This is a genomic window from Micromonospora sp. NPDC049107 (assembly GCF_040648595.1).
GTDB lineage: Bacteria > Actinomycetota > Actinomycetes > Mycobacteriales > Micromonosporaceae > Micromonospora.
This window is the reverse complement of sequence record NZ_JBEZEC010000004.1, coordinates 232071-254094: the sequence shown is the minus strand read 5'-3', so window position 1 is coordinate 254094 and position 22024 is coordinate 232071. Positions and strand designations below refer to the sequence as shown.

General features: G+C 71.3%; 21 protein-coding genes, 1 tRNA gene, 1 pseudogene and 1 riboswitch. Of the genes and pseudogenes, 10 read left to right on the top strand and 13 right to left on the bottom strand.

Translation table 11 applies throughout. The features are described 5' to 3' along the window. The first annotated feature begins 74 nt into the window (after window positions 1–74). Window positions 75–710, top strand: coding sequence for an ElyC/SanA/YdcF family protein (locus AB0B55_RS12330; protein WP_357129448.1), 636 nt, complete (start codon window positions 75–77; stop codon window positions 708–710). Between the two features lie 10 nt (window positions 711–720). Here the strand turns inward: AB0B55_RS12330 and AB0B55_RS12325 are convergent, their stop codons facing one another. From AB0B55_RS12325 to AB0B55_RS12310, 4 genes are read right to left on the bottom strand one after another with little or no spacing between them, the layout of a single operon-like run. Continuing rightward, window positions 721–1371, bottom strand: coding sequence for an aminodeoxychorismate/anthranilate synthase component II (locus AB0B55_RS12325; RefSeq protein WP_357129451.1), 651 nt, complete (start codon window positions 1369–1371; stop codon window positions 721–723). A 2-nt stretch (window positions 1372–1373) separates the two neighbouring features. After that, window positions 1374–1658, bottom strand: a complete 285-nt coding sequence (locus AB0B55_RS12320; RefSeq protein WP_357129454.1) for a hypothetical protein — start codon at window positions 1656–1658, stop codon at window positions 1374–1376. A 4-nt stretch (window positions 1659–1662) separates the two neighbouring features. Further along, window positions 1663–3264, bottom strand: coding sequence for a class E sortase (locus tag AB0B55_RS12315; RefSeq protein ID WP_357129457.1), 1602 nt, complete (start codon window positions 3262–3264; stop codon window positions 1663–1665). Then, entirely contained in the window at window positions 3261–4064 is an 804-nt protein-coding gene (locus AB0B55_RS12310; protein ID WP_355048507.1) for a DUF881 domain-containing protein, read from the bottom strand. The genes AB0B55_RS12315 and AB0B55_RS12310 overlap by 4 nt, the downstream gene beginning before the upstream one ends. Window positions 4065–4285: 221 nt before the next feature. On the opposite strand from AB0B55_RS12310, the gene AB0B55_RS12305 reads away from it, so the two are divergent. The 5 genes from AB0B55_RS12305 (at window position 4286) to AB0B55_RS12285 (ending at window position 10662) form a co-directional block, all read left to right on the top strand. Continuing rightward, window positions 4286–4549 (top strand): cell division protein CrgA, encoded by a 264-nt coding sequence (locus tag AB0B55_RS12305; RefSeq protein WP_007454145.1) that lies wholly within the window; start codon window positions 4286–4288, stop codon window positions 4547–4549. Window positions 4550–4858: 309 nt separating this feature from the next. Next, window positions 4859–7060: a (Fe-S)-binding protein gene (locus tag AB0B55_RS12300; RefSeq protein WP_357129461.1), complete on the top strand. Its 2202-nt coding sequence runs from the start codon at window positions 4859–4861 to the stop codon at window positions 7058–7060. A gap of 104 nt (window positions 7061–7164) precedes the next feature. Beyond that, complete coding sequence (locus AB0B55_RS12295) at window positions 7165–8487, top strand: hemolysin family protein (protein ID WP_357129464.1); 1323 nt, start codon at window positions 7165–7167, stop codon at window positions 8485–8487. Next, window positions 8480–9481 (top strand): hemolysin family protein, encoded by a 1002-nt coding sequence (locus AB0B55_RS12290; protein ID WP_357129467.1) that lies wholly within the window; start codon window positions 8480–8482, stop codon window positions 9479–9481. The genes AB0B55_RS12295 and AB0B55_RS12290 overlap by 8 nt, the downstream gene beginning before the upstream one ends. A 167-nt stretch (window positions 9482–9648) precedes the next feature. Continuing rightward, window positions 9649–10662: an NlpC/P60 family protein gene (locus AB0B55_RS12285; protein ID WP_355048503.1), complete on the top strand. Its 1014-nt coding sequence runs from the start codon at window positions 9649–9651 to the stop codon at window positions 10660–10662. Window positions 10663–10720: 58 nt separating this feature from the next. On the opposite strand, the gene AB0B55_RS12280 is transcribed toward AB0B55_RS12285, so the two are convergent. Beyond that, window positions 10721–12676, bottom strand: a complete 1956-nt coding sequence (locus AB0B55_RS12280) for an N-acetylmuramoyl-L-alanine amidase (RefSeq protein WP_357171711.1) — start codon at window positions 12674–12676, stop codon at window positions 10721–10723. Between the two features lie 235 nt (window positions 12677–12911). Further along, window positions 12912–13047: riboswitch (cyclic di-AMP (ydaO/yuaA leader) on the top strand. 12 nt (window positions 13048–13059) lie between these two features. On the opposite strand from AB0B55_RS12280, the gene AB0B55_RS12275 reads away from it, so the two are divergent. Next, window positions 13060–14100 carry an NlpC/P60 family protein gene (locus tag AB0B55_RS12275; protein ID WP_357171710.1) on the top strand — a complete coding sequence of 347 codons (1041 nt, stop codon included), beginning with the start codon at window positions 13060–13062 and terminating at the stop codon, window positions 14098–14100. 71 nt (window positions 14101–14171) lie between these two features. Here AB0B55_RS12275 and dcd read toward each other — a convergent pair whose 3' ends face one another. Next, window positions 14172–14750 (bottom strand): dCTP deaminase, encoded by a 579-nt coding sequence (gene dcd / locus AB0B55_RS12270; RefSeq protein ID WP_266247661.1) that lies wholly within the window; start codon window positions 14748–14750, stop codon window positions 14172–14174. A gap of 77 nt (window positions 14751–14827) precedes the next feature. Between dcd and AB0B55_RS12265 the strand changes: the two genes are divergently transcribed. After that, complete coding sequence (locus AB0B55_RS12265; protein ID WP_357129478.1) at window positions 14828–15376, top strand: pyridoxamine 5'-phosphate oxidase family protein; 549 nt, start codon at window positions 14828–14830, stop codon at window positions 15374–15376. A gap of 73 nt (window positions 15377–15449) precedes the next feature. Here the strand turns inward: AB0B55_RS12265 and AB0B55_RS12260 are convergent, their stop codons facing one another. Next, window positions 15450–16436 (bottom strand): zinc metalloprotease, encoded by a 987-nt coding sequence (locus AB0B55_RS12260; protein ID WP_357171708.1) that lies wholly within the window; start codon window positions 16434–16436, stop codon window positions 15450–15452. A gap of 203 nt (window positions 16437–16639) precedes the next feature. On the opposite strand from AB0B55_RS12260, the gene AB0B55_RS12255 reads away from it, so the two are divergent. Further along, window positions 16640–16713, top strand: a tRNA-Gly gene (locus AB0B55_RS12255). Between the two features lie 77 nt (window positions 16714–16790). Here AB0B55_RS12255 and AB0B55_RS12250 read toward each other — a convergent pair. The 4 genes and pseudogenes from AB0B55_RS12250 to AB0B55_RS12235 all read right to left on the bottom strand — a co-directional run. After that, window positions 16791–16892 (bottom strand): annotated as a pseudogene (locus AB0B55_RS12250) (site-specific integrase); the annotation flags it as partial. Between the two features lie 54 nt (window positions 16893–16946). Then, window positions 16947–17729, bottom strand: coding sequence for a cellulose-binding domain-containing protein (locus AB0B55_RS12245; RefSeq protein ID WP_357171707.1), 783 nt, complete (start codon window positions 17727–17729; stop codon window positions 16947–16949). 371 nt (window positions 17730–18100) lie between these two features. Further along, on the bottom strand, window positions 18101–18745 hold the full coding sequence (locus AB0B55_RS12240) for a dihydrofolate reductase family protein (RefSeq protein WP_357129487.1): 645 nt from the start codon (window positions 18743–18745) through the stop codon (window positions 18101–18103). A 15-nt stretch (window positions 18746–18760) separates the two neighbouring features. Continuing rightward, window positions 18761–19465, bottom strand: a complete 705-nt coding sequence (locus tag AB0B55_RS12235; protein ID WP_357171705.1) for a dihydrofolate reductase family protein — start codon at window positions 19463–19465, stop codon at window positions 18761–18763. A 129-nt stretch (window positions 19466–19594) separates the two neighbouring features. Between AB0B55_RS12235 and AB0B55_RS12230 the strand changes: the two genes are divergently transcribed. After that, a complete protein-coding gene (locus AB0B55_RS12230) occupies window positions 19595–20476 on the top strand; it encodes an LLM class flavin-dependent oxidoreductase (RefSeq protein WP_357171703.1) in 882 nt (293 codons plus the stop codon). Between the two features lie 7 nt (window positions 20477–20483). Here AB0B55_RS12230 and AB0B55_RS12225 read toward each other — a convergent pair whose 3' ends face one another. Then, complete coding sequence (locus AB0B55_RS12225) at window positions 20484–20915, bottom strand: ASCH domain-containing protein (protein WP_357129497.1); 432 nt, start codon at window positions 20913–20915, stop codon at window positions 20484–20486. Between the two features lie 57 nt (window positions 20916–20972). Then, entirely contained in the window at window positions 20973–22022 is a 1050-nt protein-coding gene (locus AB0B55_RS12220; protein WP_357171702.1) for a hypothetical protein, read from the bottom strand. Window positions 22023–22024: the final 2 nt, after the last annotated feature.

The following is a 22024-nucleotide window of genomic DNA, read 5'->3' as shown; positions in this document are numbered from 1 at the left end:
GGGTGCCGGGCCTGTGGACACCCGTCGACGACCGCCCACCGGCGGCGGGTCGCTGGCGACGGCGGCTGCGACGCGTGGCGGTCCTGGGCGTGGTCGTGCTGGCGCTGAGCAGCGTCCCGTGGCTCTGGACGACGATCGGCGCGCACGGGCACACCCACGACGAGGCGGGGGCGCCCGCCGCCGACGTCGTGATCGTCCTCGGCACGGCGGCGGCAGCGGACGGACGGCAACCGGGTGACCGGCTCGCCGGCCGTCTGGAGACCGCCGCCGAGCTGGTGCGTACCGGTCGGGCGCGGGCGGTGTTGGTGTCCGGGGACGGGGGCGGCACCTCCGGCGATGAGCCGACGGTGATGACCGCGTACCTGACCGAGCGGCTCGGCGTCGACCCGGCACGGGTGGTGGCGGACCCGTTCGGCCTGGACACGTACGACAGCTGCGTCCGCGCCCGGGACGTGTACGGCGTCGAGCGCGCGCTGATCGTGACGCAGTCCTACCATCTGTCCCGGGCGGTGACGCTCTGCCGGCACCTCGGCCTCGACGTCGACGGGGTGGCCGCCCGCTGCGACGGGTGCGGTTCCGTGATGCTCGCCGGTAAGGCGGTCCGGGACTACCTGGCCAGCGGCAAGGCGGCCTGGGACGCGTTCCGGGAGCGGCCACCCGCCGTCCGGTCACCCGCGAGCCCGGCCGTGCGGGACGCCCTCCGGAGCTGACCGGGCGTTTTCAGGTGGTGGCGAAGGCGGCGAGCCGCCGGGCGTCCACCTCGGCGGCCAGCGCCGGCGCGCGCTCCAGCGCCTCGGTGTGACCGCAGCTCGCCAGCCAGTTGGCGAGCATCAGGTGGCCGCCCTCGGTGAGCACCGACTCCGGGTGGAACTGCACACCCTCGATGGGCAGCGTCCGGTGCCGCATCGCCATCACCACTCCGGACCCGGTCCAGCCGGTGACCTCCAGCTCGTCCGGCAGCGTCTCGGGCAGGACGGCCAGCGAGTGGTAGCGGGTGGCGGTGAACGGGTCGGGCAGGCCGGCGAGTACGCCGACGGAGTGGTGGCGTACCTCGGAGGTCTTGCCGTGCAGCAGTTCGGGGGCCCGGGTGACGGTCGCTCCGAAGGCCTCTCCGATGGCCTGGTGACCGAGGCAGACGCCGAAGATCGGCAGCTTGCCCGCGTACTCCCGGATGACGTCCAGGCAGATGCCGGCGCGGTCCGGACTGCCCGGACCGGGTGAGAGCAGGACGCCCGCCGCGCCCAGCCGGCCGACGTCGGCGACGTCGATCTCGTCGTTGCGGCGCACGTCGCAGTCCACGCCGAGCTGGCCCAGGTACTGCACGAGGTTGAAGACGAACGAGTCGTAGTTGTCGATCACCAGGACGCGCATCGTCACCTGCTCGAAGGGGTCGGCTCGGGGTTGTTCCGTTCCGTGTCGTACGGCAGGTCGTGCTCGTCGTCGGTCGGCGTGTCGCCGGTCACCGCATCGCCGTCGCTCGGCTCGCCGGGAACGCCGGAGTCCTGGGTGACCTGGACGTCGTCGAAGGGCAGCAGGGGCTCGGCCCACGGGAAGGCCACATACCAGAGCAGGGCCACCGTGGCGGTCGCGAGCAGCACCGAACCGACGAGCTTGCCGGCCAGCCCGAACGGGAGCTTGCGCCAGATGAACGCGTACACCGGGTCAGCCTCCCAGCTCGGTCGGGCGACCCGCCGACTTGGGCTGGGTCCGGTCCAACTCCGCGTGGATGATCAGGCGCTGGTAGTTGTCCCACTTGGGGTTGCAGGTGGTCAGGGTGAGCATCCGCTTGGTCGGCTTCTTGTTCGGCTCGCCGGGCACGGGCGCCACCACCTCGACCTGCGTCGGCTTGACGATGCGGGTCTGTGCCACCCGGTAGACGTACCAGTCGGTCTTGCTCTCGACCACGATCGCGTCGCCGTCGTGCAACTCGTCCAGCCGCCAGAAGGTGGCCCGGTTCCGGTGGCCGGCGACGGAGAAGTTGCCGACCTGGCCGGGCAGCGCGCTGGTCGGGTAGTGGCCCGGCGCGTAGCGGATGTCGTCCTGGGTGACGCCCTCGACCACCACCCAGTTCTTGTCGAGCTTGGGGATGTAGAGGCCGGCGATCGGCTTGCCCCGCACCGGCGGGGACGGCTTGGCGCTCGGGGCCTTCGACGGGACGACCGTCGGGTCGTCGGTCGGGCCCCACTCTCGTGCGAGTTGGCTGCTGAGGTCGTTCTGGTGGGCGTCCACGACGGCGGACTTGCCCCACACCTCGTAGCCGGCGAAGAGGAGCACCACCAGGCCGAAGGTGATCAGGACTTCGCCGGTGGCCCGGATGCCGGTCCGGAGCCGGGAGGCGATGGACGGACGGGTCAGCTCCGAGTAGACGCTCTTGTAGCCCTCGCCGGTCTGGTGCGGCCGGAGTTGGACGACCCGCTCCCCCCGACGCGGCCGCGGCGGCTCGGCGGCGCTGTCGCCCTCGCCGGCCGACCCCTCCGGAGCCGGCGTACGGGGAACCGCACCCATCAGCGCCGTCGTGTCGATGGACGGAGGCCGGGGTGTCGGCCTGGCGGTCACGGTGGGGATGAGCGCGGTGGCGTTCGGGTCGGCGGTGCCGCCGGGGGCGGCCGGGGAAACCGGGGCGCCCGAGGCGCTTGCCGTCCGCGTGGACCCGGGGGTGACCTTCGGAATGAACGCGGTCGGCGCATTGCCGCCTGCTGAAGGGACACCGGGGGGCGGGGAGGCGCTCGGTGGTGTGGGCGTGCTCGGGGGTGTGGAGACACCCGGGGCGTTACCGGGCGGGGTCGGCGCGTGTGTGGGGTCGGTGCCCTGGGCTGTCGGCCGGACCGGCCCCGGTGGGGCCGGTGCGCTCGGTTGGCTGGGAGTGGCGGCGAGGGGAGGCCCGGACTCGGCGCGCGGTGCCGCGTTACCCGGCCAGCGCGGCGGCGCGGTCGGCGTCGGGCGGTCGGGGCTGCCCTGCGGGTCAGGCCGTCCGGCGCTCGGTGCCTCGAAGGCGGCGGGTGGGCCCGTCGGCCGTGACCGGCTGGGCAGCACGGGATCGGGCCAGTTGCCGGTCGGCGTCCGCCCCGGAGTCGGGTCGGGCCGGGACGGCGACGACTCGGGTCGACCTCCGGTGGACTCGGCCTGGCCCGGGGAGGATTCCACCGGGCCCGCAGGCGGCTCGGCGCGACCCGGCTCGGGCCGGTTGACCTTCGGCAGGAAGGCCGTCGGCTCGTCGGCCTGGTCCCGGTGTCGGCCGTCGCGGCGCTCGTCGGGGCCGCTCACTTGGGCACCGTCGCCGAGCGCAGGGCGGTCGAGTCCTCGAAGGCCGGGACGGTCACCGTGGAGACGGACTCCTTGTAGCCGAGTTGGTAGTCGTCGACTGCGTCCTTGAACAACCGGACTCCCTCAGAGCTGGCGAGGGCCTGCTGGAGGGCAGCGGGATCGCCGATTGCTACGATCTTGAACGGTGGGGAGTACACCCGACCATGAAGCAGCAGGGTGTTACCGACGCAGCGTACCGCGCTGGTTGCGAGCACGCGGACGTTCATGATTGACATGGCCTCCGCACCACCCGCCCAGAGCGCGTTGACCACCGCCTGCACGTCGCCCTGGTGCACGACCAGGTCGTCGTTGGTGGCGTCGGAGTGGGCCTCGTCGTTGTGCTGGGGCGCGTCGTTCAGCTCGACCGTGACGGCCGTGCCCGTGACGGGAGTGAACCCGGCCGCCGCGAGGCTGCGTTGGGCTCGGTTCTGCTGGGCCTTGATCGGGGCGTCCGAGTCGGCCAGCGTGTTGGTGCGTTGCTCGACCTCGCCGCGCAGGGTGGCGGCGCGGCGCTCGCTCGCCGTGACCTGCTGCTGCCGCTCCTCGATGAGCTGGTTGAGCTGGGGCCGCCGGTCCTCCCGGAGGGCGGTGCCGCCGGCGGTGGTCGCGGTGGTGGTGAAGAGCAGTCCCGCCGCGGCGGCGATCAGGGGCACCCCGATCGACCAGCCCGGTCGCCGTTGGCGTGGCCGCCGGGGCAGCAGCCCGGCGACGGCCCGTCGGAGGACCTTCTGCCAGGAGGCGGCGCCGGATGTGTACTCCACCGAGCGTTCCTTCCGAGTGTCGGGGATCGGTTCGTGACGACTGGGCCGCGATACGAACAGTCCCGCCCTTTTCGGTCACTCCATGTACCTGCCTGACCCCATTCGTGGTCCAGGCGGCCGTTCGGGACTACGCTAGCTGTCGAACATTATTGGCCATGAACCGTCGCCTCCGCGTCCGGTTGTCAGGCCGGACGAGGTTGTCACCCCCTCTGGAGAGCGCCGTGCCCAAGTCTCAGGTCCGCAAGAAGAAGGTGTACACCCCGCCGACGGACGTCCGTCCGACGACGACGGCGGCGTCGCGCAAGCCTAGCCCGGTGTGGCTGCCGATCACCGCGGTCGCTCTGATCGTCGCGGGCATCGGCTGGCTTGTCGTCTACTACCTCTCCGAGCAGGAGTACCCGGTCGCCTCGTGGCAGTACTGGAACCTGGCGGTCGGCTTCGGCGCGATGGTCGCGTCGCTGGTGCTGCTCTCCCGCTGGCGCTGAGCCCGGTCGGGCCGCCGCCGCACCGCGCGATCCACCACCGGACCGCAGGATCTCCGTCACCCGCCATCCCCCTGCCCGGCACGACCGGGCCGGGCACCCTATGGTGTCCGCAGGCGGCGTGGCCTACTGCGAGATGACTCACGTTACTGCTGGGTAACCTTGCGCGTAGGCTGCACTGCATGACCGAGCGGAGCGAGGTCATCGACCGGTCCGGTCGCAGGTGCGGCGGCGGCGCGACGCTGTCCTACGCCTGTCCCGGCCCCGGTTGCTGAACCGCTCGACGAGCAGCAGACCGGGGAGGCCAACTCGATGGGCAGCGTCCAGATCGTCACCACGATCCTCGCGGCTGGCATCACCGCCGTGGCGGTGTGGCTGGCGGTGCGCGCGGTCATGAAGATGACGGCCGTGATCCGGCTGGGGCAACCCGCTCCGGAGCGGTTCGCCGACAAGGGCGCCCGCACCAGGAAGATGCTGGTGGAGACCGCCGGCCACACCCGGATGCTCAAGTGGGGTGTGGTGGGCGCCGCCCACTGGTTCGTGATGGTCGGCTTCATCGTGCTGTCGCTGCTGGTGCTCGAGGCGTACTTCGAGGTCGTCACGCCGACCGGTGGCCTGCCGATCGTCGGGCACTGGACCGTCTTCGGGCTGGCTACCGAGATCATCACCGTGCTGGGGTTGGTCGGCATCCTGGTGCTGATGGCGATCCGGCTGCGAAACCGGCCGAACCGGCCCGGCGGTCGCTCCCGCTTCACCGGCTCGACCATGTGGCAGGGCTACTTCGTCGAGTGGGTCGTGCTGCTGGTCCTGATCTTCGGCCTGGTGATCCGGGGCTTCAAGGTCGCCACCGACCACTTCGAGTACCCGGTCTGGGCGACCCCGGTCAGCCACGCGGTCGGCGCGATCCTCCCGGACTGGTCGGACGGGGCGAGCGTCGCCGCGCTCATCAAGATCGTCATCTCGATGACCTGGCTGATCGTCATCTCGCTGAACGTCACCATGGGCGTCGCCTGGCACCGCTTCCTGGCGTTCCCCAACATCTTCTTCAAGCGCGACCCGGAGAAGCCGGCCGGCTCCGGGCTGGGTCCGCTGCGTCCGATGACCAGTCAGGGCAAGCCGCTCGACTTCGAGGAGGCCGACCCGGAGAAGGACCAGTTCGGCGTCGCCCAGGTCGAGCAGTTCACCTGGAAGGGCCTGCTGGACTTCAGCACCTGCACGGAGTGCGGCCGCTGTCAGTCGCAGTGCCCCGCCTGGAACACCGGCAAGCCGCTGTCGCCGAAGCTGCTCGTGCTCAGCCTGCGCGACCACGCGTACGCGAAGGCGCCCTACCTGCTGGCCGGCGGCGGCAAGGACCTCACCGGCGAGGAGAAGGCCACCCAGGCGCAGCTCGCGCACCTGGACGTGCTGTCGCTCGCCGAGGGTGACAAGCCGCTGATCGGCACGGCCGAGGAGGGTGGGGTCATCGACCCGGACGTCCTCTGGTCCTGCACCACCTGTGGCGCCTGCGTCGAGCAGTGCCCGGTGGACATCGAGCACGTGGACCACATCGTCGACATGCGGCGCTACCAGGTGCTCATCGAGTCGAGCTTCCCCTCCGAGGCCGGCGTGATGCTGCGCAACCTGGAGAACAAGGGCAACCCGTGGGGTGCGCCGCAGAACACCCGCGAAGACTGGACCAAGGGCCTCGACTTCGAGGTGCCCCGGGTCGGCGAGGTGGACGACTTCGAGTACCTCTTCTGGGTCGGCTGCGCCGGCGCGTTCGAGGACCGGGCCAAGAAGACCACCCGCGCGGTCGCCACCCTGCTCAACGAGGCCGGCGTGAGCTTCGCGATCCTCGGCGAGGGCGAGACGTGCTCCGGCGACCCGGCCCGCCGGATCGGCAACGAGTTCGTCTTCCAGATGCTCGCCCAGCAGAACGTCGAGACGCTGAACGAGGCGTTCGAGGGCCGCGAGAAGACCAAGCGCAAGATCGTCGCCACCTGCCCGCACTGCTTCAACACGCTCGGCAACGAGTACGGCCAGCTCGGCGGCGAGTTCGAGGTGGTCCACCACACCCAACTGCTGGCCCACCTGGTCTCCACCGGCAAGCTGACCCCCGTACAGCCCGTCGACGGCGGTGTCACCTACCACGACCCCTGCTACCTGGGCCGGCACAACCGGGTCTTCGCCGCCCCGCGTGAGGTGCTGGGCGACTCGATCCAGGGCGAGCTGACCGAGATGCCGCGCAACAGCGAGCGCTCCTTCTGCTGCGGCGCCGGCGGCGCCCGGATGTGGATGGAAGAGAAGATCGGCAAGCGGATCAACGTGGACCGGGTCGAGGAGGCCATGGCCACCGGGGCGAAGACGGTAGCCGTCGGTTGCCCGTTCTGCTCGACCATGCTCAACGACGGCGTCAACGGCAAGGGTGCCGGCGAGCAGGTCGAGGTCATCGACGTGGCGAGCGTCCTGCTGCGCTCGGTCAAGCCCGAGCAGCCGCGCGGCGGCGACAAGGAGTCGACGCCGGTCGCCGGCTGAGGCGTACCCCTCGGTTCCGAACATCGGTGGCGGCGGCCCGCAGGGGCCGTCGCCGCCGTGCAAGAATCTCGCCGAGGTGAGGGGACATCGACGGCCTGCTCTTGATGACGCTGCTGCCGCTGGTCGGGTTCGTTGCGCTGACCGCCGGCAACGCGTTCTTCGTCGCGGCCGAGTTCGCCCTGGTCACGGTCGACCGCGCGGAGATCGACCGGCGGGCCGCCGCCGGCGACGAGGCCGCCCGGACGGTACGCACCGCGCTGCGCGAGCTGTCCTTCCAGCTCTCCGGGGCGCAGCTCGGGATCACCATCACCGCCCTGCTCACCGGCTACCTGGCCGAACCGGCGCTGGCCCGGATCTTCACCCCGCTGCTGCGTCCCGTGGCCGGGGAGAGCACCGAGCGCTTCACCCCGTTCCTGGCGCTGGCCCTGGCGACGCTCCTGTCCATGCTCTTCGGTGAGCTGGTGCCCAAGAACGCGGCGCTGGCCCGGCCGATGCCCGCCGCGCTGGCCACCGCCGGGCCGATGCACACCTTCTCCCGGACGTTCGGCTGGTTGATCCGGGGCTTGAACGGTTCGGCGAACCGGCTGGTCCGTGCGCTCGGCGTGGAGCCGCAGGAGGAGCTGGCCAGCGCCCGCTCGCCGGAGGAACTCGGGCTGCTGGCGGCCATCTCGGCCCGCGCGGGCGCGCTGCCGCCGGACACGGCGATGCTGCTGCGGCGCACCATCCGGTTCGGCGACAAGCGGGCGGCCGAGGCGATGACCCCGCGGGTCGACGTGGTCGCGCTACGGGCCACCGCGACGGTGGCCGAGCTGCTGGAGGAGTCCCGGCGGACGGGACGGACCCGCTTCCCCGTGTACGAGGAGACCCTCGACCTCGTCACCGGCGTGGCGGGCGTGCCGGACGCGCTGGGCGTGCCGCTGGCCGCGCGGGCGTCGACGGTGGTGGCAGCGGTGGCCCGTGAGCCGGTGTACGTGCCGGAGAGCCTGGACCTGGACGGCGTGCTGGCGGCGTTGAAGGCGGCCGGGGCCGACCTGGCGATCGTCGTCGACGAGTACGGCGGCACCGATGGCGTGGTGACGATCGAGGACCTGGTCGAGGAGTTGGTGGGCGAGATCGCCGACGAGTTCGACCCGGCCAGCGTGGACGATGTCGAGCCGTTCGAGCTGACCGTTCCGGGCGGCGAGCGCACGGTGCTGGTCGACGGGGTGCTGCGCTCCGACGAGTTGGTCGAGCAGACAGGCTTCCGGCTGCCCGAGGGGCCGTACGAGACGCTGGCCGGGTTCCTGCTGGCACGGCTCGGGCACATTCCGCTGCCCGGCGAGACGGTCGACGCCGACGGCTGGGAGTTCACCGTGGTGGAGGTGGAGCGGCACCGGATCGAGCAGGTCCGCGTGCTGCGACCGGCGGAGCCGGACGCCGATGACTGAGCTGCTGGTGGCCGTGCTGCTCCTGCTCGGCAACGGCTTCTTCGTGGGTAGCGAGTTCGCGCTGATCGCGTCCCGTCGGACGGTGATCGAGCCGTTGGCAGCCGGTTCGAAGCGGGCCCGCTGGGCGTTGTCGGCGATGAACCAGATCCCGCTGATGATCGCCGGCGCGCAGCTCGGCATCACGGTCTGTTCGCTGGGCCTCGGCGCGATCGCCGAGCCGGCGTTGGCCCATCTGCTCGAGTCGCCGTTCCACGCCGTCGGTCTGCCCGAGCGCGCGGTGCATCCGGTGGCGTTCGTGCTCGCGCTCGGTGTCGTCGTCTTCCTGCACACGGTGGTCGGCGAGATGGTGCCCAAGAACATCACGCTGGCCGGTCCGGAGGTCTCCGCGCTCTGGCTGGGCCCGGCCATGCTGGCGTTCTGCGTGGCCACCAAGCCGCTGCTGCTGGCGATGAAGTGGGCGGCCCGCCGGGTGCTGGCCCTCTGGCGGATCGAGGCGACGGAGGCCGTGAAGACGGTGTTCACGGCCGAGGAGTTGGCGGGCCTGGTGTCGCAGGCGCGTACGGAGGGGCTGCTCGACGCCGAGGAGCACGCCCGCATCACCGGCGCGCTGGCCCTGCACACCCGTACCGCGGCGGACGCCCTGCAACCGTGGTCGACGGTGACGACGGTCGCCGAGGACGTCTCACCGGCGTCGCTGGAGGTGCTGGCGACCCGTACCGGCCGGTCCCGGTTTCCGGTGGTGCAGCGGTCCACCCGGCGGGTGCTGGGCTTCGTGCACGTCAAGGACGTGCTCGGGTACGCCGGGCAGGGCCGCCGCGCCCCCGTGCCGGAGGCGGTGTACCGGCCGTTGGCGGTGGTCCCGCCGGACCGTACGCTCGCCGATCTGCTGCTGGCCATGCGCAGGGAACGGCGGCACATGGTGCTGGTCAGTGACGGGCGCCGACCTCTCGGTGTGGTGACGCTCGATGATGTATTGACCGCAATCGTTGGTTAATTGACCAACACCCTTGGTGTGCAAGTGGTTGCGCGACAGTGACGGTGACTCGGCTCGCCTTGAATTCGGTCCGGCGCTTCCCTAATGTGGTGCACCGACCGCTGTGGGTCGTCTGCCTCGGCCCTTCCCTCACGCGAGGCGCCCGGCGGTCGGTTGCAAAGGAGTCGGTGCCGGTGGCAACCATGCCCCCTCATCGTCACGCACCAGGGTCGCCCGTTCGACCGCGTGGTCTGCGCCGGGTCGCACGTCGCCTGATCGTGCTGGTCGCCGCCGCCGCGGTCGGTGCCGGCATGATCGCCGTGCCGGCGCAGGCCGAGCCGACGGTCGACGAGATCGAGGCGCAGATCGACAAGAAGTGGGAGGAGTTGGAGCCCACGATCGAGAAGTACAACAAGGTGCGGGCGCAACTCGCCGTCAACCGCAAGAAGTCGTCCGAGCTTCAGAAGAAGATCGAGCCGCTGGCCCTGCAGAGCGAGCTGGCACTCAACCGGGTCGGCGACCTCGCTTCCCGTTACTACATGTCGGGCCCCTCGCAGGAGATCGGCGCGCTGCTGGTCAGCGCCAAGCCGGACACGCTCACCGAGCAGCTCACCCTCCTCGACCGGCTCGCCTCCCAGGAGCGCAAGCAGGTTGAGGGTGTGCTCGCCGTCCGGGCCAAGTACGACGGCGAGAAGCAGAAGCTGGACGCGCTGATCGCCACCCAGACCAAGCAGCAGAGCGAGCTGGCGGCCAAGAAGAAGCAGATCGACGCCGAGATCAAGAAGCTCGAAGCGTCGATGCCCAAGACCACGGTCAAGACCGCCGGCTGCCCGACCATCAACGGCGTGGTCTCTGTGGCGGCGCAGAAGGCGATCAAGACCGCCTGCCAGCAGGTCGGCGACCCGTACGTCTGGGGCGCCACCGGCCCGAACTCGTTCGACTGCTCGGGCCTGACCCAGTACGCCTACAAGTCGGCCGGGATCTACCTCACCCACCACACGGGTGATCAGTGGAACGAGGGCAAGGCCGTCTCGCGCGCCGACGCCCGTGCCGGTGACCTGGTCTTCTTCTACTCGGGCCTGAGTCATGTCGGGCTGTATCTGGGCAACAACCAGATGGTGCACGCGCCACGCGCCGGTAAACCGGTGCAGGTGTCCAGCATCAACACCATGCCGGTCGCCGGGTTCCGCCGACCTGGCTGATCCCCAGCACGCACGACGACGGCCCCCGGTCACCTCGACCGGGGGCCGTCGTGGTTCCTCAGCGGGGTGCGCCCACCGGGGACGGCAGCAACTGCACGTCGGCGAGGTCGACGTACATGACGCGGTGGCCGAACTGGATCTGCGCGTACCGGTTCTGGCCCCGGATCACCGTCCAGTCGCCGGGCGAGGAGCCGTCGAACGTGCTGGCCCGGTAGTACTCGCCGGGCAGCACCGCGCCGACGGCGTACCGCTGGCCGGCGGCGAGGGTGTACTGCAACGGTGAGATCGCCTGGTACGGCACGCCGGCCGGGTAGGCCGCCTGCTCCGGGTACGCCCGCCCGTAGACGGGGACCGTGGCCCGGCCGGGCTTCGGGGTGACCACCATGCCGACCGTCCAGGTGGCCGTCGGCGCGGACGCGGGGTTGTGGAACCACGCCCGCTGCCCGAGGTACCAGATGGCCGTCCAGTCGCCCTGTCGACCGGCCAGCGCGTACGTCTGGCCGGCGGACGCGCGGGCACCGTGGTCCGACACGTCCATCGTGTTCGGGGTGCCGTCGGGGCGCAGCGCGATGTCGTTGACCAGTGGCGCGTCCGGAGCCGGCGCGGTGCGTAGCACCACCGACGAGGAGCCGCGGGGCGCGCACGGCGTCCCGGGGGTGACGCATCCGGTGAACGCCGGCTGGTTTGTCGCGTAGTCGGGGTCGATCCGGACCAGCCCGGTGGCCGGGCTGCCGGTGTCCAGCCGTGGGGCGTGCAGCAGGTCGAAGTAGTGCGTCCAGTCCCAGTACGGCCCGGGGTCCCAGTGCATCCCGCGGACCGTCGCCGCCGTGGTGCCGGGCACGTTGTCGTGGCCGATGATGTGCTGGCGGTCCAGCGGGATGCCCAGCCGCAGCGCGAGGTGCCGCACCAGCTTCGCCGACGTGCGGTACATCGCCTCCGTGTACCAGGTGCCCTGCGCGGCGAAGCCCTCGTGTTCCAGCCCGATCGACTTGGCGTTGACGTACCAGTTGCCGGCGTGCCAGGCGACGTCCTTGGTGCGGACGTGCTGGGCGATGTGCCCGTCCACCGAGCGCAGCGAGTAGTGCCAGCTCACGTAGGTTGGGTCCTGGACGAGTTGCAGGGTGGTCGCCCAACTCGCCTCGGTGTCGTGGATGACGATGTACTCGATCTTCTGCCGGGCGGGCCGGTCGGACAGGTCGTGGTTGCCGTAGTCGCCGTCGCCGAACGCCGCGTAGGGTGCCGGGATCCACTCACAGGACACGGTGCTCGGGCACTCCAACCCGTCCGGGCGGGCGAGTCGCCGCAGCCCCAGTCGGTCCAGCCAGGACCGCTCGGGTCGTACCGCCCGGGCCGGCAGCGTGACCCGCTGGCCGTCGTCGGTCACCCGCGTCTCGCCCGCGCCGATCGTGGTGAAGACCTCGTCGGCGAAGGCCGCCGCGGCATCGGCGCTGTCCGCGCCGGCATAGCGGGCCACCGCGCCGTACCAGGTGCCCGGGTCGGTGCCGACTCCGACCGGGGCGCCGACCTCCCGTTGGTACGCGGCCAGCAGCGCCGCCCCACCCCGGAGGTTCGTCGTCGGGTCGGTGCGCAGCGCCTCGGCGGTGGCGCCGGTGAGCGCGGCGGCGGCGTCCACGGTCTGCAGCGCGGCGCTGGGCGGCGCGTTGCCGGGGGCGGGCGCCGGTGCGAGAGGACGACGGGACTCGTCGCCGCGCGGATCCTCTCCCGGGGCGTCGTGGTGACCGCCCCGGGGCAGGGCGGTCACGTGCCGGGCGTCGGTCAGGTGCATCGGGCCGTAGCCGCCGCTGGTGCTCGGCGTGCCGGCATTGCTGTCCCAGCGGGACTCCAGGTAGGAGACGCCGAGTAGTACGTCGATGGGTACGCCGTACTCGGTCGCCGCGGCGGCGTACTGCTGCTGGCGGTCGGCGGCGGGGGCCGCGGTGGCCGGGCCGGCGGACAGCGGCACGGCCGCCGTGGCGGTGACGAGCGCGACGGCGAGCAGGGTCGGACGTTTCATCGAACCCCCTACATGTGAACTGGTGTCGGTGCCGTCACCTTCGTCCTGCTCGGGAGCCCGCGTCAATACCTTTCCATGTTTCGAAACGTACGGAAGGAAATCTTCACGTCCGCTCGATGGCCCGCCGCAATCGGTACGGAGTGTCACGGCCGCACGGGTTGCGGATCGGTAACGGCCGTCTCTACTCTGGTCATTCGTCGGCCCGGTAGCAGGTCTGCCCACCCCGGGCGGTAACGGACCGACACCGCCGAGTCGCTCGCGAGCGAGCCGGGGACCCAGGTTCCTCGGGGTGAATCCGCAGTTCCTGCGGTAGGGCGCCCACTTCCCGCCCGAACCCGTCAGCTAACCCGGTAGGCGGTCAGGAAGAAGGAGTACGGAACCCGGTGGCCCTCCAAGCCCCGCGGCCGTCGTCCGGACGGTCGGCCTCGGCCGACCCGACGTCGATCGTGCCGCGTCCACGCTGGTCCCGCTTCACCACCGCCCTCGCCGCCCTGGTCGGCGTCGCCGTCGTCCTGACCGGTAGCGCCACGGTGGCCCACGCCGACCCGTCCGTCGCCGAGATCGAACGGCAGATCGACGACGACTGGAACAAGCTCGAACCGATCATCGAGCGGCACAACGCCACCCGAGCCGACCTGGCCCTCAAGCGCAAGCAGGCCGACACGCTCGCCGCCCGCATCGCGCCGCTGGAGCGCCAGGTCGACGCCGCGATGGACAAGGTCAGCGCGCTGGCCGTCCGCGCGTACATGGGTGAAAACCTGTCGACCGTCAACACGATGCTCGGCAGCCGGTCGCCCAGTGAGATGGTCGGTCAGCTCGAAATGCTCGACCGCTTCGCCCACAACCAGCAGGAGGACGTCCGCCAGGTCGCCGACCTGCGCAACGAGCTGGCCCGGCAGAAGGCGCCGCTGGACGAGATGGTGGTCCAGCTGACCCGCACCGAGGCCCAGTTGGCGGCGAAGAAGAAGCAGATCAACGAGGAGATCGACCGGCTACAGAAGCTGCGCCTCAAGGTGTACGGCAACGGCGGCGGCGGTTCGCTGCGTCCCGCGCCCTGCCCGGCCAGCTACCCGGGTGGCGGTGCCGGCATCGCGGTCAAGTTCGCCTGCGCCCAGATCGGCAAGCCGTACGTGTGGGGCGCCGAGGGTCCGAACTCGTACGACTGCTCCGGGCTGATGCTGGCCGCCTGGGCGAAGGCCGGTGTGTCGCTGCCGCACAACGCCGCCGCGCAGAGCCGGGTGACCAAGAACGTCAGCAAGGGCGACCTGCGCCCCGGTGACCTGGTCTTCTACTACAGCGACATCCACCACGTCGGCATGTACGTCGGCGACGGCTGGGTGGTGCACGCCTCCCAGGCCGGCGTGCCCGTCAAGATGAAGAAGGTCGACGACGGGCCCATCCACAGCTACGGTCGCCCCGGCTGAGGTGTAAGGAAGGGCCCCCTTCTAACGCCTCAGGTATAGAAGGGGGCCCTTCCTTACATCGCAAGGGCGGATCAGCGCGTCGGCCAGGCACGCCAGTTCTGCCAGGAGCGACTGGGCGTCGGGCCTCGCTGACCCTGGTAACGCGAGCCGTAGACCACCGAGCCGTACGGGTGTTCGGCGGGCGACGAGAGTCGGAAGATGCAGAGCTGACCGATCTTCATGCCCGGCCAGAGGGTGATCGGCAGGTTCGCCACGTTGGACAGCTCCAGCGTGACGTGCCCGGAGAAGCCCGGGTCGATGAACCCGGCGGTGGAGTGGGTGAGCAGGCCGAGGCGGCCCAGCGAACTCTTCCCCTCCAGTCGGCCGGCGAGCTGGTCGCCGAGCGAGATCACCTCCAGCGTCGAGGCGAGCACGAACTCTCCCGGGTGCAGCACGAACGGCTCGCCGTCGGGCACCTCGACCACCGAGGTCAGGTCGTCCTGCTGCATGGCCGGGTCGATGTGGGTGTAGAGATGGTTGTTGAAGACCCGGAACAGCCGGTCGAGTCGTACGTCGATGCTGGAGGGTTGGACCAGGGTGGGCTCGAACGGCTCCAGGCCCAGCGTGCCGGCCTTGATCTCGGAGACCAGGTCACGGTCGGAGAGCAGCATCGGACCACCATAGCGAGGTGGGCGGTGACCAGCGTGTCGAGGTCGCTCCTCGTACATTTGTTCGATAGAATGCTCGCATGGCTTCCTGGTCCGATTTCGCCGTCGACGAGCCCCGCCTCGCCGACGGCATCCGCGTTCTCCTGCAGCAGTACGGGCCGGGCTTCGGCTATCTGGCCACGGTCCGTGCCGACGGTGGGCCCCGGGTCCATCCGGTCTCCCCGGTCATCACCGACGAGGGTCTGTTCTGCTTCATCATCGACTCGCCGAAGCGCCGGGACCTCGAACGGGACGGCCGATACGCGCTGCATTCGTTCCCTCCGGAGGAGAGCGACGACGAGGCGTACGTGGCGGGTCACGCCTGGCCGGTCACCGATCCGGTCCGGGTGGCCCGGCTGGCGCAGAGCGCTCGGGCCGAGCCGCGGGCCGACTGGCGGCTGTTCGAGTTCACCGTCGACGTGGCGATGCTGACCCGTCGTGACCAGCACGGCCTGGGCATCGCCGTGGGGCGTCCGGCCGTCCAGGTCTGGCTCGATCCGCAGACCCCGCCCGCGGCGGCCGCGCCCGCGGCCGTACCGCAGACGCGCCCGACCCGCCGCAGCCGCGACGTTCAGTGCACGGCCGCCTGACCACGGCCCTGGGGGCAGAGACGCCGGTGCCGGCTCCGTCGTGACGGAGCCGGCACCTGGTGTACGCGTGGAGCTAGGCCGCGCGGTACGCGTTCCACGCGGTCAGCATGCGGCTCGCCTGACCCGCGGTGAACTGGTACATGCACGAGTCGTAGGTGTAGTCCATGAAGTTGGTGATCGGGTCCAGGCCGGCCGCCGAGCAGGTGTTCCGGCCGGTCGGGCACTCGTACGCGGGCGACGCCTCGGCCGGGGTGTCGCTGACGCCGTCACCTGAGCCGCCGCAGCCACCCTGGAAGGTGTGGTAGAGGTTCAGCCAGTGGCCGACCTCGTGGGTGCCGGTGTCGCCCTGGTTGTAGTTGGTGGCGGTGCCGCCCGGCAGCGACTCGTTCAGCACGACCACGCCATCCATGCTGCTGAGCCTGCGCTGCGGGAAGGTCGCCCAGCCCAACAGGTCGTCGCTCAACTCGCCGAGGTAGATGTTGAGCGTGTTCTTGCCGCCCACCCGCAGCGACGACTTCATCGACCGCTCCGCCGACGAGCCGTCGACGATGGGATACCAGGACGGGTTCGTCACCCGGTTGATCGAGTCGAGTCGGAAGGCGAACGCGGTGGCCGCGCCGCCGGTCCCACCCGCGTAGGCCTGGTTCAGCACGCTGATCTGCGAGGTGATCATCGAGTCGGGGACGTTTCCGCCGGCCCGAGTGCTGTTTTCCTGGATCACGTGCACCACCACCGGGATGGTGACCGTAGCGGCCAGCGTCGTGGCGCCGGCGCCGGCCCGGTAGTTGGCCCGCTCGCGCAGCGCCGCCGCGAGGTCGGCGTCCCGCTCGCGGACCTGCTTGGCGGTCAGCTCGTTCGGCTCGTGCAGGGCCCCCGCGCCGGGCTTCGCCCGGGCGTTGGCGTGGCTGTCGGCCGGCTGCGCGCAGGCGCCACCCGGTGCTGAGGATAAGGCCGAAGCGGCCGGAACGACGCCCACCGCAGCGGTGCTGAGCAGCAGCGCGAGAGTTGTCGACGCGACACCGGCGACACGCCGGGTCAGCAGGTTGGGACGGAGTCCCATGGGCCCACCTCTTTCTGGCGGCGCGGCAGGGGGTGTGTCACGCCGTGGCTGGGAACGTGTGGCCGACGTTACAACTCATCGATGCATTTGAGAACGGTCATATGTTGCCGTCTGGAAACTTCTTCGGGCAGGAGCGGGGGCGGTCGGCGCGTGGGGGTGGTTGGGTGCATGGCTGCGACGACTCGGGTACAGTGGTGCCGCCCGCGGGTGTAGTTCAATGGCAGAACATCAGCTTCCCAAGCTGACAGTGCGGGTTCGATTCCCGTCACCCGCTCCACGATCGAAGGCCCTGGTCAGGACAGACGTCCTGCCAGGGCTTCCGTGGTTCTAGGCCATCCTGAGACAGGGATGGGCCATCAGCGCGGCACGCGGGCTGTCGTGCCCCATCCGCGCCATGATGTCGCGCAGGCTCGCCCCGGGTGCCCGCGACGCGAGCGTGTTGCCGGTATGCCGCAGGTGGCCCCCCCGGGGCACCTGGGCGCCCAGATGCCCCGCGGTCCGGTGCGCGGGCTACCCGGTGGCGCAGTTGACGTTGTTGAGCGTGAACGCGATCGGCGCCGCGTCGCTGGCCTGCCAGGTGCCCAGGACGCCGAAGACCACCGAGGCGCCCGGCGTCACCAGGGGGTTGTAGCTGAGGTTCCGGGCCGTGACGGTGGCACCGCTCTGCTGGGCGGTGGCGGACCAGGACTGGGCGATGTGCTGGTCACCGCGGAAGGTGAAGCTGAGCGTCCAACCGTTGATCGGCGCGGTGCTGGTGTTCATGATGGTGATCTGGGCGGTGAAGCCTCCCGGCCACTCGCTCCCGGTGCGGTAGCTCACGGTGCAGGGCGCCGCCTGCGGCGGGCCGATCGGCACCGTGTCGGTCCGGGTGAGCAGGGTGCCGGTGGCGTCGTCCCCGACCCGGGCCGTGACCTCCAGGCCGGTGGCCGTACAGCCGGGGGACACCAGGTAACCCATGCTCCAGCTGAAGGTCGCGCCCGGATCGACGGTGACCGCCCGGCCAGGCAGCGGGTCGAGGGCCCGGCAGCCGGTGGGGAGGCCGGGGGTGGAGCCGACGAACCGGGCGTAGATCACCGTGGAGAACTGTTTCTGTTGGGCGGTGCAGTTCTGCCCGAGGGCCGTGGCGGTGATGGCCTGGCCCGGAGCCCCCCGCGGCGGGTCGAAGGTGAGCGACTGGAGCTGGACGGTACCGGCGCAGCCGTCGGCCGGATCGGCCTGCGCCGCCGCTGCGGGGACGGCCAGTGCACCGGCGGCGCAGACGGCGGCCGCGGCGAGGGTCAGGAGCGTACGCAAGAGGGTCCTCCTGGGTGAGCCGGGGGATACGGGCGCCGTCAGCGGACCGTATCAATCAATGTATGTCAATTTACCGGATCGGCGGTCGTCTCCACCATGCCCTGCCCTGCCCTGCCCTGCCCTGGCCTGGCCCGGCCCGCCCCGGCCTGGCCCGCCCCGGCTCAGCCCCACATCTGGGGCAGCTCGACAGGAGTCGAGGACACCGTCAGCCCTCGACGGGGAACTGTCGGTACGACGCGACCGATCGACCCCGTCCGGCAAAGGCATCTCGAACCCTCGTTCGTGACGTTGCCGCCGTGCGCCTTTGGGGGAGACATGCTGAGCCTCTTCACCTTCCGCTGGCTCGCCGGGTTCGAGAAGTTCGCGCTGCGTCACCGCCGCCAGAACAGCAGGTGGGTGACGCCGCTGGGGCTGGGCACCGTGTCCAGGTGGAAGCGGTCGAGCAGGTCGGTGTGGCTGTCCCACAGCCGTTCGCCCCGGTGCAGGTCGACGGGGGCGACGGCGATGTGCATCGTGTCGACCAGGTCGGCGTCGAGGAACGCGCGGATGGTCGCCACCCCGCCGCCGAGGCGTACGTCCCGACCGTCGGCCGCTTCTTTCGCTCGGGCCAGCGCCTCGGCCGGGCTGGCGTCGAGGAAGTGGAACGTGGTGTCGGCGAGGGTGAACGACGGCCGTACGTGGTGGGTGAGCACGAAGACCGGCGTGTGGAACGGCGGGTTGTCTCCCCACCAACCCTGCCACTCGTGGTTCTCCCAGGGCCCACGCTGGGGGCCGAACTTGTTGCGGCCCATGATCTCCGCGCCGATGTTGTGCTCGGCGTCGCGGGTCAGGTAGTCGTCCAGGCCGCGGGTTCCGCCGGGCTCGGTGCGGTAGACGAAGCTGGCGGTGGCGGCACGCCAGGAGAACAGCGCGGTGGGGTCGGCGTGGCCGAAGGGCCGTTCCAGGCTCTGCCCCTCCCCGGTGCCGAACCCGTCACGTGAGACGTTGAAGCACTGCACCCGCAGTAGCTGTGGCATGGGAACTCCCCGATGTCAGTTGGTGGTCGCCGTCGGTCCGCCGCCGCGACCCCGGTCGTCGAGCACGAGCGGGGCGCGACCGTCCACGACGTACCGGATGTGGGTGACCTGCGGCGTAGGGATCACCCGGGTGGGCGTCAGCTCGATCGCCTCCTTGTCGCCGAGGTCGAGGTCGGCGTCGAGGAGCCGCAGGCCGGTGCCGAGCACGACCGGTACGACGTGCAGCTCCAACTCGTCGAGCAGGCCGGCCTTGAGTATCTGTCGTACGAGGCCGCCGCCGCCGGCCACGGCGACGTTCTTGCCGCCGGCCACGGCGCGCGCCTGCTCGACCGCGCTGGCCACTCCGTCGGTCACGTAGGTGAAGCTCGTGCCACCGCCGCGCAGCAGGGTTTCGCGGGGTCGGTGGGTGACGACGAAGACCGGTGCGCGGAACGGCGGCTCCTCGCCCCACGGCACCTCGCCGCCGTCGGCCATCCGCCGACCCATGACGTACGCGCCGGCCGCCTCGAACGTCTCGGCCATCACGTCGGAGTTGGCGTTCCGCTCGCCGCCGGCGAAGCCCTGTCGTTCGCGCCAGGCCGCCGCTTCGGTGGCCCAGCGGGTGATCCGGAAGAAGCCGGCGGCCTCGGCCGAGTCGATCCAGTCGCCGTCGCCGTCGAACTGCGGGCCGGCGTAGAACCCGTCGACCGAGACGGACAACTGTGCGGTCACCTTCGTCATGCGTTCGTTCCTCTGCTCGGGCGGCACCCCTCGGGTGCCTGCTCGCAACGAGGTCGGAGCCGAGCAGGACGCCCCTACGGGGGTTACCTGTGACCTGGATCACATTAGAGTCCCGGTAGGCTGGCGATCATGCGGATTGGCATCGTGATCCTGCCGGACCAGCGCTGGAGCCAGGCGCAGCACCGCTGGCGGCAGGCCGAAGAGTGGGGCTTCGACCACGCGTGGACGTACGACCACCTGGGCTGGCGGGACCTGGTCGACGGCCCGTGGTTCGACTCCATGAGCACGCTGACCGCCGCCGCCACCGTGACGTCCCGGATTCGACTGGGCACGCTCGTGGCGTCGCCGAACTTCCGCCATCCGGCCGCGTTCGTCCGTCAGATCACCACGGTGGACGACGTGTCGGGCGGTCGACTGCTGCTCGGTCTCGGTGCGGGCGGGATCGGGTTCGACTCGGCGGTGCTGGGTGGCGAGACGCTGCCGCCGCGCCAGCGGGTCGACCGGTTCGCCGAGTTCACCGAACTACTCGACCTGATCCTGCGCGAGGACGGCACCACCTGGCGGGGTGACTGGTTCGCCGCGGTGGACGCCCGCAACAACCCCGGCTGCGTGCAGCAGCCCCGGGTGCCGTTCGTGGTGGCCGCCAACGGGCCGCGCTCGATGCGGCTGGTGGCCCGCTTCGGGCAGGGGTGGGTGACCACCGGCACCGGCGACGACAACGACCTGGCGAGCTGGTGGACCAGCGTCTCGACGCTGTCCGAGCGGATGGACCGGACGCTCACCGAGGCCGGCCGCGACCCGGTGACGCTGGACCGTTACCTCCTGCTGGACTCCGCGCCGGTGTTCTCGCTGACCAGCGCGCAGTTCTTCGCCGACCAGGTCGGTCGGGCCGCGGAGCTGGGCTTCACCGACGTGGTGACGCACTGGCCGCGCGCCAGCAGTTGGTACGCCGGCGACGAGGCCGTCCTGGTCGACGTGGCGACCCGACTGCTGCCCGAGCTGCGCGGATAGCGCCGGCTCAGGTGCCCAGGTCTCCGGTGGCTACGCCGCCCTCGCCGCCGGAGACCAGCCGCAGGCGCAGGCAGACGATCGGGGTGTCGTCGTCGACGGGGGTGCCGAGCCGCGCCCAGTAGGCGGCGTGCCCCGTCCGCCACTCCTCGATCGAGCGGTCGCCCTCGCCCTCGGCGCGGGCGAACTCCCAGGGCACGTCGCCGAAGCGGACCACGTCGACACCGGTGATCTCGACCATGCCGGCCAACGCGTCGTCGTCGTCGACGAGCGCCAACCGTTCGCCGACCTGCTCCAGCTCCTCGCCCTCCTGCGCGTACTCGGCCAGCCGTCCGGCGGTCGCGGTCTTCACTCCGGCCAGCACCAACGTGTTCAGGGTCGTCCGCAGCTCGCCCGGCGTGCCGAGGGCGAGCGTGCGTAGGTCACCGATCCGAGGCCACATCCTGCCGAGGCTAGGCCAGCGCGGCCGGACGCGCCGCCGTAATCCGCCCCGCGCGGCTCAGATCAGCTGCACGGCGTAGCCGGCGGCGTCGAGCAACCGCTGGTCACCGGTGGCCGCGTGGGCATCGAGGACCGCGTCGGCCAGCTTGACCACGTGCTCGTCGCCGTGCCGGACCGCCCGGGCGAAGATCTCTTCCGGGGTCCCGGCGGCCACCGACGGCGGCGTCACCGCGTCGCTCGGGGCGTACACCGAGGTCACGGCCGCCGTCGCGGCCCAGGCCGCGGCGAAGCTCGGCGCCCAGAGCCCCCGGTCGAGTGCCGGCAGGGTACGCAGCACGGCGGTCGGCGCCGTCACGGCGTGCACCAGCATGACCGGCTCGGCGTGCCCGAAGCGCAGGTAGTCGAGACCGGCGCGGTACACGAGCGTGTGGAGCCCGCGCTCCGCCTCAGCCGGCGTCCGCGCGGGGCGCAGCGCCGTGAGCGCCGGTTCCCACCGGGGTACGCTCACCAGCCGCCCCAACCGCTCGCGGATGCCCCCGGTCCGGTCGTCGATGCGGGGCAGCCCGGCCAGCGCGGCGACCACGTCCGGCTCAGCGGTGCCCGGGTGGCCCGACGGGACCGAGCTGAGCAGCCGGTCGGCGCCGGGCACCTGCTGCCAACGGGCCGCCCAGTAGCCGAGGGCCTGGCCCAGTTCGGTGAGCCGGGGCGGGTTCGCCCCGTGCAGGTGCAGGGCGCGTACCGCGTGCCCGACCCGGATCACCCCGTGGGTGGCGCCCGCGGCGATGCCGGGCAGCAGTCGGGGCCACCAGGTGCCGAGCACGTCCCGCCACGGCGCCACGCGCAACTGCCGGTCGAAGTACGCCAGCCAGTCGCCGGTCCGCTTCGCGTCGCCCAGCGCCGCCCGCCAGTCGTCGATCGGACGCAGCCCGCGCGGCAGCTCGTCCAGTCGGGTGAGGTAGTCGTCCAGCCAGCGGTGCACCTGTCGCTCGTGTCCGTGCCGGGCCAGCGCCTCGACGGCCATCGGGCCGTGGTTGGAGAGCCAGCCCTCGAACTCGGGACCGGTGTGGTGCAGCCGTTCGTACGCCTCGTCGAGGATTCCGTCGCTCATGC